General features: G+C 43.8%; 15 protein-coding genes and 1 tRNA gene. 9 read left to right on the top strand and 7 right to left on the bottom strand.

Annotation, left to right across the window (positions count from 1 at the left end):
• Together LGT40_RS01600 and LGT40_RS01595 are read right to left on the bottom strand one after the other, a co-directional pair.
• A partial coding sequence (locus LGT40_RS01600; protein WP_264177794.1) for a sensor histidine kinase occupies positions 1–1,228 on the bottom strand: 1,228 nt, incomplete at its 3' end.
• 15 nt (positions 1,229–1,243) lie between these two features.
• Positions 1,244–2,359, bottom strand: a complete 1,116-nt coding sequence (locus tag LGT40_RS01595) for an HD domain-containing phosphohydrolase (RefSeq protein WP_226071810.1) — start codon at positions 2,357–2,359, stop codon at positions 1,244–1,246.
• A gap of 306 nt (positions 2,360–2,665) precedes the next feature.
• Here LGT40_RS01595 and LGT40_RS01590 point away from each other — a divergent pair, with 306 nt between their 5' ends.
• Positions 2,666–3,034: a sirohydrochlorin chelatase gene (locus LGT40_RS01590; protein WP_226071812.1), complete on the top strand. Its 369-nt coding sequence runs from the start codon at positions 2,666–2,668 to the stop codon at positions 3,032–3,034.
• Between the two features lie 121 nt (positions 3,035–3,155).
• Here the strand turns inward: LGT40_RS01590 and LGT40_RS01585 are convergent, their stop codons facing one another.
• Positions 3,156–3,365 carry a hypothetical protein gene (locus LGT40_RS01585; protein WP_226071814.1) on the bottom strand — a complete coding sequence of 70 codons (210 nt, stop codon included), beginning with the start codon at positions 3,363–3,365 and terminating at the stop codon, positions 3,156–3,158.
• Between the two features lie 128 nt (positions 3,366–3,493).
• Positions 3,494–3,565 carry a pyrroloquinoline quinone precursor peptide PqqA gene (pqqA, locus tag LGT40_RS01580; RefSeq protein ID WP_081443609.1) on the bottom strand — a complete coding sequence of 24 codons (72 nt, stop codon included), beginning with the start codon at positions 3,563–3,565 and terminating at the stop codon, positions 3,494–3,496.
• Positions 3,566–3,781: 216 nt separating this feature from the next.
• Between pqqA and LGT40_RS01575 the strand changes: the two genes are divergently transcribed.
• Positions 3,782–3,858, top strand: a tRNA-Arg gene (locus tag LGT40_RS01575).
• 19 nt (positions 3,859–3,877) lie between these two features.
• Here LGT40_RS01575 and LGT40_RS01570 read toward each other — a convergent pair.
• The 3 genes from LGT40_RS01570 to LGT40_RS01560 are packed head-to-tail and all read right to left on the bottom strand — an operon-like array spanning position 3,878 to position 5,238.
• Positions 3,878–4,498: a DUF502 domain-containing protein gene (locus LGT40_RS01570; protein WP_226071816.1), complete on the bottom strand. Its 621-nt coding sequence runs from the start codon at positions 4,496–4,498 to the stop codon at positions 3,878–3,880.
• A 37-nt stretch (positions 4,499–4,535) separates the two neighbouring features.
• Positions 4,536–5,000, bottom strand: a complete 465-nt coding sequence (gene dsrE2 / locus LGT40_RS01565) for a sulfur carrier protein DsrE2 (RefSeq protein ID WP_226071818.1) — start codon at positions 4,998–5,000, stop codon at positions 4,536–4,538.
• A 4-nt stretch (positions 5,001–5,004) separates the two neighbouring features.
• Positions 5,005–5,238: a sulfurtransferase TusA family protein gene (locus tag LGT40_RS01560; RefSeq protein WP_226071820.1), complete on the bottom strand. Its 234-nt coding sequence runs from the start codon at positions 5,236–5,238 to the stop codon at positions 5,005–5,007.
• 96 nt (positions 5,239–5,334) lie between these two features.
• Here LGT40_RS01560 and LGT40_RS01555 point away from each other — a divergent pair, with 96 nt between their 5' ends.
• The 7 genes from LGT40_RS01555 to LGT40_RS01525 all read left to right on the top strand — a co-directional run bounded on the left by LGT40_RS01555 (position 5,335) and on the right by LGT40_RS01525 (position 12,132).
• On the top strand, positions 5,335–6,780 hold the full coding sequence (locus tag LGT40_RS01555) for a beta-barrel assembly-enhancing protease (protein ID WP_226071826.1): 1,446 nt from the start codon (positions 5,335–5,337) through the stop codon (positions 6,778–6,780).
• Complete coding sequence (locus LGT40_RS01550) at positions 6,777–7,265, top strand: thiosulfate oxidation carrier protein SoxY (RefSeq protein ID WP_226071827.1); 489 nt, start codon at positions 6,777–6,779, stop codon at positions 7,263–7,265. Before LGT40_RS01555 ends, LGT40_RS01550 begins: the two co-directional genes overlap by 4 nt.
• Positions 7,265–7,582 (top strand): thiosulfate oxidation carrier complex protein SoxZ, encoded by a 318-nt coding sequence (gene soxZ, locus LGT40_RS01545; protein WP_226071828.1) that lies wholly within the window; start codon positions 7,265–7,267, stop codon positions 7,580–7,582. Before LGT40_RS01550 ends, soxZ begins: the two co-directional genes overlap by 1 nt.
• Positions 7,579–9,297, top strand: a complete 1,719-nt coding sequence (locus LGT40_RS01540; protein ID WP_226071831.1) for a histidine kinase — start codon at positions 7,579–7,581, stop codon at positions 9,295–9,297. The genes soxZ and LGT40_RS01540 overlap by 4 nt, the downstream gene beginning before the upstream one ends.
• Complete coding sequence (locus tag LGT40_RS01535) at positions 9,284–9,928, top strand: response regulator (protein ID WP_226071833.1); 645 nt, start codon at positions 9,284–9,286, stop codon at positions 9,926–9,928. Before LGT40_RS01540 ends, LGT40_RS01535 begins: the two co-directional genes overlap by 14 nt.
• A 204-nt stretch (positions 9,929–10,132) precedes the next feature.
• On the top strand, positions 10,133–11,491 hold the full coding sequence (locus tag LGT40_RS16325; RefSeq protein WP_226071835.1) for a histidine kinase: 1,359 nt from the start codon (positions 10,133–10,135) through the stop codon (positions 11,489–11,491).
• On the top strand, positions 11,488–12,132 hold the full coding sequence (locus LGT40_RS01525) for a response regulator (protein ID WP_226071836.1): 645 nt from the start codon (positions 11,488–11,490) through the stop codon (positions 12,130–12,132). Before LGT40_RS16325 ends, LGT40_RS01525 begins: the two co-directional genes overlap by 4 nt.
• The last annotated feature ends 327 nt before the right edge of the window (positions 12,133–12,459 follow it).

Below are 12,459 nucleotides of genomic sequence, written 5' to 3'. Positions count from 1 at the left end.
CCCCCCCCATCAACTCGACCAGCTCTTTGGCGATAGTCGTGCCTAGACCGGTTCCACCTTTGTTCAGTGTATCAGGTGAAATCTGGGTAAAGTCATCAAAGATGCGTTGTAGTGCTTCTTCTGGAATCCCGATACCGGTATCACTCACTTCAAAACGGATCCATTGCTTTTGATTTGATTTATGTTGAATGGAAAGCGCAGAGAGTTTAACGGCACCGTTGTCGGTAAATTTAATGCTGTTACCAATGAGATTGATCAGAACTTGTCGCAAATGTTGCAAATCACCATTGACCGAGAAGGGAAGCGCTGGGTCGATGTAGCAATTTATATGTAAACCTTTACTGTTAGCCATCGGTTTTTGCATGGCAATGACGCTGTTTAATAACTGATGCAAATCAAACGTTTTATCACTGATTAATATTTTGCCAGCTTCAATTTTGGCGATATCCAATACATTTTCGATCAGGCTTAACAAGGTATGAGCTGAGGTTTTCATGATGTTCACAAAATCATGCTGCTGCTTGTTAAGTTGGGTTTCGGCCATTAAGTCAGCAATGCCTATAACACCATTTAATGGTGTCCGCAGCTCATGTGACATGTTGGCGAGAAAACGGCTTTTCGCCTCATTTGCCTGCTTCGATAAAGCAATGGCAACGTGTAGTTTTTTTATAAGAAATGCCGAATACAGAGGGATAATGAGTAATAGAAACAACAGACTGAAACCAAAAGGCTCGTGTTGTGGGTGTGACCAGTATTCGCCATTTAAGATGGCAATGGTAAAGCCAATTAAGCCCACAGCCAGAGAAATATACAGATAATTAACCCCATAGCGAAATCCATTTCCCAGGATTACCCAGAGGTATAAAACAAACAAAAAGACACTCTGTTCACCGGCAATCAACATGACAATTGAAAGTGCCGTGAGATCGAGCAAGATGCCACATACGCGTCTTATCGGAGAAGGTCTGGGATTAATAACCAACGCTACTGTAATAACGACGGCTAACAAGTAATAGGTGAGTGCAATAAGACTTGGAAAACTGATGATATTTTCGACAAAACTGCGATCAACCCCCCAGGGCAGACAAAAATAAATTAATAAACCAATACCGAGAGTCAGTCTGATCAGTATGGCTTGTTCGGGCTCGCTATCACCCGTTTTGGGAATTTTGGCAAAAAAGTGTGAAAGCCACTTTTCGTTCTGCAGTTTTACATAGCTATTATTCATATTAACGAAATAGCATTAATCAGCATATTCGGCCTGAATTTGCTGGATAGCATCAATCCGGTCAAAAAAGGCCTGTACGCAGCGGGGATCAAGCTGTGTTCCGGCATTTTGTTCAATATAGCGGCAAGCATCTTCGCTGGACCAAGCGTGTTTATATGGTCTTTCAGTAACCAACGCATCGTAAATATCAGCCACCGACACCACCCGTGCAATTAAGGGGATTTCTTCGCCTTTCAGTTGGTTAGGGTAGCCTTTACCGTCGTAGCGTTCGTGGTGATGTAAAGCAATTACGGCACCTATATGCATATACTTTGACTGGCTGTCTGAGAGAATTTCATGACCAATCGTGGTATGGGTTTTCATGATCTCCCATTCATCGGGATTCAGTTTTCCGGGCTTTAATAGGATGCTGTCAGGGATACCAATCTTACCAATATCATGCATTGGGGCGGCATATTCGAGGTCTTCACATTGCTGTTCATCAAAGACTCCCAGAGATTCAGCTATAAACCGAGAATATTTCGCCATGCGAATAACGTGATTCCCTGTACCTTCATCCCGATATTCACCGGCTTTGGCGAGTCGAATAATGGTTTCTTTCTCTCGTAAAATAATCTGCTCAGTAGCAATTTCAACTTGTCTGGCAAGCCAATTGGCACGATCTTCAATGATTAAATGCTGTTCATGCATTTGCAACAGATTTCGACAACTGGTGCGGCATTCTATTTGGTCAATAGGACGTGTCAGAAATGCTGTGGCTCCAGCATCCAGCGCTTCATAGCGCACGGCTTTCTCGCTGACCACGGTTATCATCATGATTGGGATGCTTTGGAGAGCAGGCATTTGACGTGCCAGACGGATAAATTCGATGCCATCAATTTCAGGCATGCGATAATCCGTGATGATCAAGTCCGCTTCATTTTGCTGGAGCCATTCCAATGCTTCAGAAGATTTACTCATCGCCGTGACATGAATATTTTCGCCAATCTGCTGGACTATTTTTTCCAATATAGTTCTGCCAGTGGACTGATCATCGATGATCAACACCTCTTTGGTCTTCTTAAGAATACTCAGTCTCCTTGCTGATTCATAAGGTTGTAAATTGTCAGGACGCCCATATTGGTTTGCCAAGACACATTCCTCATCAAGCTTGCCTTTCCGTCACATCCCTGCTTTGGCTGTTATATTAACAGAGGTCTTTTCCTTGAATCCGTGTCTGTTATTTTGTTTAAATACAAATATTTCTTATCTCCGCATTATGCTGTCACAGTTCGATACTGTCCATTCTATTTATCTGGCAATCATTCGCCATCCATTGCTTATCATGATGGTGGTGTGAGGAAAAAGAACTCTGTGCGTGGCAAAAAATAATTTTGCTGCAAAGCCTTATTAGACTGTTCACACACAATTCACATTGCAAATAGGATTATATTTAGTATGAAAGCATTATTACTTGTGGCCCATGGAAGTCGTCGCCAGCGTTCAAATGACGAAGTCATTGAGTTGGCCCAAAAACTCAAAGCAGAATGTGCAGATCATTACGCTATCGTACAAGCCGCCTTCTTAGAGCTTGCCGATACCTTAATCCCGGACGGTATTAAGAATTGCGTGAATGCCGGTGCCAGCCAAATTACAGTGCTGCCTTACTTTTTGAATTCGGGGCGGCATGTGACAGAAGATATTCCTCAGGATGTCGAGAACACCCGGCCAAACTTCCCTGAAGTTGAAATCCATATTGCTGAGCATATCGGTGCATCAGCAGCGATGATCGCTTTGTTAAAGGCCGCCGCTATAAATCATTCATAATGGTGATAAACCCACAGACTATCTGAATTGAGTTAAAAATTTTTTAAGCCTGAGATTGGGTAAGAAATCCATTAATAAGGTAAATCATTACAGCCAGCGAGATGGTCTCAGTCACTTTGTATCAAGGCTTTAAGAACCGAGACTGGATAATCATCGAATCTGCGGGTCTTTCCCGTTGCACCTGCCAGCCTTGGGTCAAGATATAATCCAAAGCTTGCTGATGATTTTCGAATGTTTTATCAACCGTCTGCTGTATTCCATCAGTCTCCTGATGAATAATAAATTCTGTGCTGCCTGTCTGCTCAATACGGCACTGCGGAATAGATGACATCGTGGCTCTCCAATGATCATGCAATTGATCGATCTAGTTCTTAATACCGTCCAGTATAATCGTTCTGGAAAAACATATATTTACAAAAAAGCCCCTGTAAAGGGGCTTTTCTGGCCAAGCAATTTCGATTAACGGTTACAGATGTACATAGTAACTTCAAAGCCGAAACGCATGTCTGAATATTCAGGTTTAGTCCACATAATCATAACTCCTAAGATGAGAAAAAATGCTTTTTGGTACGATTCATATGATAGCCATCACACTTAAGAACCCGTAGCGGATATTGCTCGGTAAGCATGAGTATTTTCCTGATCGTGAACATCAAGCCAGAAATTCATATTAAATTAGTTGATCATTACAGCATAAAGTCATCATGGTTCATCGTCGACTGCCCGGCTGTTATAATTGCCAGCATTGTCCCTGTAGCTCAGATGGATAGAGCGTCCCCCTCCTAAGGGGAAGGCCACAGGTTCGACTCCTGTCAGGGACACCATTGATGAGGTAAACCTCTTTTATTCAAGAATGATTTTGGATTGATGAGAGTCTGTTTCGCTATCAGATAATCCTGCTGTCAAAATCCAGCGCATGGTGTCTTCGTTGGACATTTCCAATGATCTCACCTGTTCTCGTGGAATGCAGACGGTATAGCCACCAACTTGATAACTCATCGGTAGGTATACGGCTACCAAATCAATTTCTTCATCTTCCATACCCAGCACATGACGAACGTCATCTTTCACCAGAAAGCCAATCAATTGAACTCCACCAATGGAAACTGCAACTGCATTGCTAAGGCTTTCCTGTTGTTTTTCACGCGAGAAAAAACGCGTAAAATCGCGCAATGCACCATGAATGGATTTAACTAGAGGTATTCGGTCCAAAATTGACTCGCCAATATCAAACAGTCGCTTGAACAACCAAGCATTTACCGCAATACCGATAACAAAGATCAAACCAATGGCAGCTAATAAGCCCAGTCCAGGCCAGTAAAAATCATATGGCAAAATAGCAATCATTATTGGACGTAATGACTGTTCCGCTGTAACTGCTAACCAATAAATCAAATATAGTGTCAGGGTAACGGGTAATGCCGTTGCCAAACCTTTGAGAAAAGTTTTCCAGACAAATTGCATAAAGCTGCTTCCCGTTCGTAATTAAAGAATGATGGAGTTATATATAAAGTGTGATATCAGCTTCACTGGCAAATTCCAGAAATGTCGCGGCACCACCATGGCTGATTCCGTCAATAAACTCCGAGTTTTTAAAATCGAATAAATCAACTGTCATTTGGCAGGCGATTAATTCAACGTCTGACTCCAGACAAATTTCTCTTAATTCTGCAACGCTGGCGACGCCTTTCTTCTTGAGTTTTCGTTGCATCATCCATGTGGCAAAGGCTTCGAGTCCGGGAATAATCTGCACAATGCTGGGCACCGGAACCGGCATAGGCATGGCCGGGTTACCCAAAGGCGAGACTTTTAATGACAAGTCTTTTTTGAGCAGTTGTAAACCATAGAAGGTAAAAAATATTTTAGCCTCAAAACCTAATGCTGCTGCGGTTGAGGCGAGTAAAAATGGTGGGTAAGCCCCATCAAGCGTGCCTTTACTGGCAATAATGGCAAGTTTTTTGGCCATTTGGTCATGCTCCTTTTTCAATAATGAAATAGAGTTTCCCATCAATTTCTTCGCTACTTAGCAGTGGATTACCGGTCATTTTGCAAAAAGCGGGGATATCTTTTAGCGCACCGCTATCAGTACAGATAAGTCTTAGTCGTTGAGCAGTATTCATTTCATTGAGCATTTTACGGGCTTTGAGAACTGGTAGCGGACAGTTTAAGCCTGAGGTATCAATTTCTGTATCAAAATCTGACATACTGATTTCCTTTGAAATGTGCGCTTACATAATAAACGTAAGCGCTGTTTTTGTCTTTGCGGAACCGGTCTTAATGAGCCAAGGTCTATAGGCGTTATGAAATATCTGATCGCTACATTTATTCTTCTTTTTAGCAGTGCAACACCTGCACAGGCTAATTTGGAAATAGCGTTGCCAGAAATGGGAGACAGTGCCGGTGCATTAGTTTCGCCATTGGAAGAGTATCAGGTTGGCCAGTCTTTTTATTGGCAGTTACAACAATCTGTGACGTTAGTAGAAGATCCGGAGGTGAACAGCTATATCAGTTCATTAGGCTACCGGCTCGTCGCGAACAGCGATGATCCCGGACGTACCTTTACATTTTTTGTGGTGCCAGATTCCTCAGTCAACGCCTTTGCTGCCCCAGGCGGGTTTATTGGGATTCATACTGGTTTAATGCTGACCAGCGAATCAGAAAGCGAATTAGCGTCGGTCATGTCACATGAGATAGCTCACGTCACCCAACGACATATTCTACGCAGCTTTGAAAGATCCAAACGGATGAGTGTACCGATGACCGCGGCGATGGTTGCCGCCGCCTTATTAGGCATTGCCGATCCGAGTGCGGGCTCTGCGGCCATTATGGCGGTCCAGGCCGGTAATGTTCAAATGCAGTTGGATTACAGTCGAGCCCATGAGGCTGAGGCAGACAATCTGGGGATGCAGACACTGGTCAATGCCGGTTTTGATCCGCAGGCAATGCCTCGTTTTTTTGAAAGGTTACAAATTGCCGGTCGTTTTTATGGTGGCAGCCAGGTTCCTGAATTCCTCCGAACTCACCCGATCACCGGTTCTCGTATTGCCGATGCGCGTGGTCGTGCTGCAAAACTTGAATCTCCAACTCAGGTTAGAAATTCTGAGCAATTTTTTCTGATGCGTGAAAAACTACGGGTGATGGCTTCCACCAACATGCGTGAGCTGATTAAAACTTATGAAGACCAGCTAAAAGAAGACTCCTCAAATCAAGCAGCTACCCGTTACGGTTATGCTTTGGCTTTGCTGAAAAATGGAAATTTCACTCAGGCTCGGGACGAAATTAATGCCCTGATTGACTCGGATGACAATCAATTAAGCTATCATCTGGCGCTGGCTGATGTGGAAATTGCACTGGGCAGAATGAATGCTGCGCTCGCTATTTATGAGGATTTTCAACAGGTTTACCCAGATGATTGGGCGTTGTCGATTAAGCAGGTTCAAGCTTTATTAAGATCCAATCAACCGCGTGAAGCAGTGAATCTATTGCAACGCCAACTGGATATTGGGGGATCTTCTGCGATCCTCTATCGTTTATTAGCGCAAGCTTACGGTGATATGGGCCAGAAAAGTAAATCGCATACCTGGTTGGCCGAACATTATCATAGTTCGGGTCAGCTCATGCAGGCGGCTGATCAACTCCGTATAGCGGCAGATTATGCTCGGGGGGATGAGTTTGAATTGGCTAAAATCAGTTCTCGTTTACGTCAGATCGAAACAGATATTGCAATGATGGAAGAAGTTCGATGAGTGATAGCTTTGACGAATATCGTCGAAAAATAATTAAACAATCTATCTCTGCATCAACATTGGCTTTAGTGGCAGCCAGTGGTTTGATTACCCCGAGGGTTCTGTTGGCGCACTGGCCCCAGGATGCATTTAACGCTGAGACATTGGAAGATGCCATTTTAACGTTCCTCGGAGAAGCTGAAGAAGTTGATGAAGAGGCCATTCAATTTACTATCGGTTCACCGCCGACTTATGCCGTAAATGGGGCGAGTGTGCCTGTTGAAATTAGTAGCAGTCTGCAAAATATTCAGCGAGTGGCTTTGTTAGTAGAAAAAAATCCATTTCCTCTGGCTATGGCACTTGAGCCAACTCCTGCGATGCGCTTTCCATTTAAAACAATGCTTAAGGTGGCGGAAGACTCAGAAATCATTGCCATGGTAAGAGCTGACGATAAACTTTATCGAACCAGCCGTTATGTGGAAATTGATATTGGTGGGTGTGCTTAATGGCAATTAAAACGAGAGACCGGATTCGGGCTAAACTGCAAGATGATCATACGGTGGTCAGAATCTTACTTTCCCATCCGATGCATACCGGGCGAGGCAAAAACGATCAGGATGAACTGATTCCGGCTGAGTTTATTCAGGATATTCGCTGTTGGCGTAACGACGAAGAAGTACTAACGGTAAAATGTGGTACGGCGACATCGCGTAACCCTTACTTTGCATTTCAGCTTAACGGTGGCGAAATAGGGGATGTGATTCGTTTACGCTGGGTGGATAATCTGGGCGCCAAAGGTACTGCGGAAACAAAAGTCGTATGAGCCTGAAACTTCGCGCTAATTTATTTTTTGCATTATTGTTACTGTTGTCGATGCTTGGCAGTGGGGCGATTCTGATCACCAATGCCAAACGCTCAGTTGAAGCTGAAGTCATGTCAACGATGGATGCAACGGCACATATTATTACAGTCACTTTGGCCGGTGGTTCACTAGCTCGTAATACCACTGTAAGTGAGCATATGCATGAATTGGTCAGAGCGTTAAGTGAAATCCGCAGCCTGCATATTTTATTGTTTGACAGACAAGGTCTGCTGTTTGAGGGGACACCCGAAAAAGCATTAGAAGTTCAGCCACCAGCCTGGTTTGTTAAATTACTTTTTCCTGATGTCTCCCCACTTTCTAAACGTTTTGGCACCGGCCACATGGTGATTTATCCTGCTCCGATGCAGGAAATCAGCGAGCGTTGGCAAGATATCCGCGCCATTATGGCGCTGGGCATGATTATCTTTGTGGTCGTCGCTTTCTTAATCTATTGGGGCGTTGGCTGGGTGATCAGACCGCTTCAACGCTTATTGGATGCATTAGCCGGTTTTGAGCGTGGAGACCTGCATATGCGTTTGCCACGCTTTTCTCTTAAAGAGATGGATCAAATCAGCCAGAATTTTAATCGGGTTGGTGATGCCTTGGAGCAAAGCACAACCGAAAATCGCCGTTTAGCGATGCTGGTTAAACAATCAGGTGATGCCATTCTTTCCCTGGATCATGCGGGTTACATCACCTTTTGTAACGCTGCGGCAGAACGATTATTTTCTGATATACCCAATTTGCAGGGTGAATCATTGACCTCAATGGCCTTTCAGGGAGATCGTAATAGCATTATTGCTGTACTGAATGGATTCCAGTCTGTAGAAAATATGGAAACCACTTTAAAGCGTAACGATGGGGAGGTGCTCTCATTGTTGATATCTACAGTGCCGCTGACTGAGGTTGATGGATGTGTGGCAGGAATGATTTGTACACTGCGGGATATCACTGAGCATAAGCAGGCTGAAAAAGCGCGGGCTCAACTTTATGAAACGCGACTGTTAACTAAACATATGGATCAAGTGCAGGAAGCAGAGCGCAGACATCTGGCGCGTGAATTACATGATGAACTTGGTCAATGCCTGACGGCCATTAAAACAGATGCGGTACTGATACGTAATCGTTCGGAAGACACCGACAAGAAAATTTATCAAAGCGCTCAAGCCATTATCGATACTGCAAGCCATATCTATGATGTGGTCCATAATATGATTACCCGCTTACGGCCAAGTCCATTGGATGATTTGGGTTTAATGGCGACATTGGAAGAAAGTATCAGTAAATGGCAACAACGTCAGCCCGATATCAATTTTAATTTGATCACTGAAGGATCTCTTAGTGGTTTTGATGAGTCCACCAATATGACAGTGTTTCGGGTGGTACAGGAGGCGTTGACGAATGCGGTTCGACACGCTGATGCAGAAAATATTATGGTGTCGGTAATCCGTGATGAAAATGAACAAACTGATCAATTAAAGATTAATATCCGAGATGATGGCAAAGGCATGGTCGTGAATGACTTTCACTCCGATGTGGATTTTGGCTTGCTAGGCATGCGAGAGAGAGCGCAAAGTCTGGGGGGCAGTTTTGATTTACAAAGTCAGTTAGGCGCGGGTGTCAACTTGACCATCACCATTCCATTGGGGGTAAATGTACACCATGAGTCTGAATAAGATAACGGTTTTATTGGTCGACGACCACGAGTTGGTTCGTGCGGGATTTCGACGATTACTGGAAGATGGAGACAAATTCCAGGTAGTGGCGGAAGCAGGCTCTGGAGAACAAGCTGTTCAGGATTTTGCCAAATATCATCCTAATGTGGTGGTGATGGATATTTCTATGCCGGGCATTGGCGGTGTCGGCGCTATTGAACGGATTATTGCCCGTGAGCCCACAGCCAAAATTCTGGTGTTAAGTGTCCATGAAGACAGTGTCTTTACCACCCGGGCGATGCAGGCGGGTGCGCTGGGTTTTATTCCTAAAAGAAGTGCCCCAGAGGCGATGTTAAAAGCTGTTGAAATGGTGTCACAAGGCAGAACCTGCATTGCTCCAGAGATTGCACAACAGCTGGCTATGCAGAAATTAACCGGATCGGAAAATCCCCTCGATGTGCTGAGTCAGCGCGAGTTTGAGGTCTTCCGTTTGCTGGCAGAAGGGAAAACGGTTAACGAAATTGCCGATATTCTGAACCTAAGCCCCAAGACCGTTGGCACACATCACACGAATATTAAACAAAAGCTCAACGTATCCAACTCTGCGGAGCTGGCTCGGTTAGCCATTCGTAGTGGGTTGCTTGAAGCCTGATAGCCGCATTTCTGTCATTTTTTATTGATAAAGTCGTGGTTGGATAAAAAACGTCAGGTGTGTATTAACCCTGTGAACACAAAGTTTTTGAGAGAAAAAACACACATTTATTAAGTGTTTAAAGCTACAGCCTATAAATCACATACTATAATCTTAGCCATTTTGTGATGTTGGCAATACGCTACTGTAAGGATTTTTAGGCTTGTGAATCTCATTCTCCAAGTGAATCTCATCATCGCGATGGTGTTCATGATCATGTGCGGTCTTGGTGTCAAAAGTACACTCGACGACATTCGCCTGAGAGTTGATCATGAATTACATGTTTCACTCGAGCTTGCAAATTATGCGATTGAAGCTCAGATCGCTCGGTTGGAATCAGAGCTTTCCCAACAAAATGTCCCGCTAGAACAATGGTCTTCACGTTTTCATTTGAAAGATCTCCATGAATTATTGCACGTTGACATTGAGCTAATAGGTGACAATGGGCAGCTGCTTGACTCGAATCATCCTGAGTCTCGCGATATTCCCAGCCATCTGCCTGTTTGGTTGGAAAATTTGCTGAAAGCGTATCTGGGACATACCGAAATAATGACCACACCCATTGATATTGCTGGCCAGCACCTGGGTGATATTGTCATCCGCCCCAGCTTAACGGCTGAGTGGAATGAAATTCATAGTTACATTCGAAAATCCCTGGCACCGCTAATCTTGACCTTTTTTATCGGTAGTCTGCTTATCGCTGTTATTGCGTCATTGATTTTATGGCCGATATCACAAATGTTACCGAAGAAAAATACGCAGCCTCCCCTCTCTTCGCGCTCACCCTTTGCTTTGTTGCGGTTTAATCGGTTAATGGCCGTCAACAATCAACTCAAGTCATTAAAGCAACGTTATTTAAATACCGATCAGCAAATTGATTTATTGAATCAACAGCTTATCAGTATTCAGGAGTCAGAACGAAAGCGCTTATCAGCCGAACTACATGATGAGATAGGCCAGCATTTAACCGCTATACAATTTGATTTAAACGCTATAAAACACTCAGCTTCTCTTGATGAGGCTAAAACCAGCGCTGCAGCAATTGATTCAGTACACAACCGCATGACAAGTATTGTTCGGTCGATGTTACAGCGGTTGCGACCACCCGAATTAACTGAATTGGGCTTGCAGGGTGCGGTGACTGAATTGTTTAATGATTGGATGCTGCGTCATCCGCAGCATCACGCCACGCTCGCTCTCGAAGGTGATTTCAGTCAGCTTGATGAAACCAGACAATTGACTTTGTATCGCATTGTCCAGGAATGTTTAACCAATGTGAGTCGCCATGCAGGTGTGAAAAATATTCAGGTAAAAGTAAATTTGTTGTGCAATGACGAGTCTGTATATATAAGTGTAAGTGATAACGGAAACGGTTATCATCTGAACCAATCTAATAAAGGTTATGGTTTAACTGGAATGCGGGAGCGAGTAGAAGCGCTATCAGGCAGTTTTAATATAGTAACTGCACCTGGTAAGGGATTTGCGTTTTCTGCCAGCTTTCCAACCCAAGGTAATATTGAATGAAGAATATGATTCGAATTTTACTGGCTGACGACCACGAAGTGGTCAGATCGGGGCTAGCCAGGATGCTTGAACGAAATGAAGATATGCAAATCGTAGGCGAAGCGATTAGTGGTGAGCAGGCATATCAGATGTATACAGAACTAGACCCGGATCTGCTGATCATGGACATGAGCATGCCAGGTATTGGCGGGTTGGAAGCATTGAGACGTATTTTAGTCCGCTATAGCAAAGCGCGGGTCATTATGTTTTCCATGCATGAAAATGTAACACTTGCTGTACAGTCGATGAGTGCTGGTGCTGCTGCTTACCTGGCGAAGTCAGGTGATTCTGAGGATATTGTTAAGGCCATCCGCCAGGTTATGGATGGAAAAAGTTACCTGAGTTCGGAAATGGCACAACGTATCGCACTGCAAAGTGTTTCCGGCTCAGAAGATCCCATTCAACGTCTTACTGTAAGAGAATTCGAAGTTTTCAGATTGTTGGCAGAAGGTCATTCGTTAGAATATATCGCTGAAACATTAAATTTGGGTCAGAAAACTGTCGCGAATTATCAAACCATGCTGAAACAAAAGCTTGGTTTTCACTCATCTGTAGAGTTAGTGCGGCTTGCAATCAAATACAACGTCATAAAAAGTCATTAATTTTTCAGTCTTTTATAGGCACGAAACTGAGTAATAATGGGAATTTCTTCCCATATCGGGAAAAACTCCCGATATCAGAGTGATTGGTTCCTAATGATTCTCAGGCAAAATCGGAATAAAGTCACAACCTCATGAAAGAACAGCGACGCTGACGTCATGAACGATAAAAACTATAGAGGACAACTTTATGAAGCTGAAAACATTATCAATCGCAATGATGGGTTTAGTAGCACCAGGTCTGGTCGCTGCTGATGAACTCATCGATATGCAAAAAAATGCGAATAACTGGGTTATGCCTGCAGGTAACTATGCTAACCAACGTTATAG

The sequence above is a fragment of the Methylophaga pinxianii genome (assembly GCF_020447225.1).
In the GTDB taxonomy this organism is placed as follows: domain Bacteria; phylum Pseudomonadota; class Gammaproteobacteria; order Nitrosococcales; family Methylophagaceae; genus Methylophaga; species Methylophaga pinxianii.
The sequence above is the reverse complement of the archived record's forward strand: the minus strand, read 5'-3'. Positions and strand labels throughout refer to the sequence as shown.

Coding starts and splice junctions, on each gene's coding strand:
- LGT40_RS01590 (WP_226071812.1), top strand. CDS start 2,666: ATGAAAGCATTATTACTTGTGGCCCATGGAAGTCGTCGCCAGCGTTCA.
- LGT40_RS01585 (WP_226071814.1), bottom strand. CDS start 3,365: ATGTCATCTATTCCGCAGTGCCGTATTGAGCAGACAGGCAGCACAGAA.
- LGT40_RS01570 (WP_226071816.1), bottom strand. CDS start 4,498: ATGCAATTTGTCTGGAAAACTTTTCTCAAAGGTTTGGCAACGGCATTA.
- dsrE2 (WP_226071818.1), bottom strand. CDS start 5,000: ATGGCCAAAAAACTTGCCATTATTGCCAGTAAAGGCACGCTTGATGGG.
- LGT40_RS01560 (WP_226071820.1), bottom strand. CDS start 5,238: ATGTCAGATTTTGATACAGAAATTGATACCTCAGGCTTAAACTGTCCG.
- LGT40_RS01555 (WP_226071826.1), top strand. CDS start 5,335: ATGAAATATCTGATCGCTACATTTATTCTTCTTTTTAGCAGTGCAACA.
- LGT40_RS01550 (WP_226071827.1), top strand. CDS start 6,777: ATGAGTGATAGCTTTGACGAATATCGTCGAAAAATAATTAAACAATCT.
- soxZ (WP_226071828.1), top strand. CDS start 7,265: ATGGCAATTAAAACGAGAGACCGGATTCGGGCTAAACTGCAAGATGAT.
- LGT40_RS01540 (WP_226071831.1), top strand. CDS start 7,579: ATGAGCCTGAAACTTCGCGCTAATTTATTTTTTGCATTATTGTTACTG.
- LGT40_RS01535 (WP_226071833.1), top strand. CDS start 9,284: ATGAGTCTGAATAAGATAACGGTTTTATTGGTCGACGACCACGAGTTG.
- LGT40_RS01525 (WP_226071836.1), top strand. CDS start 11,488: ATGAAGAATATGATTCGAATTTTACTGGCTGACGACCACGAAGTGGTC.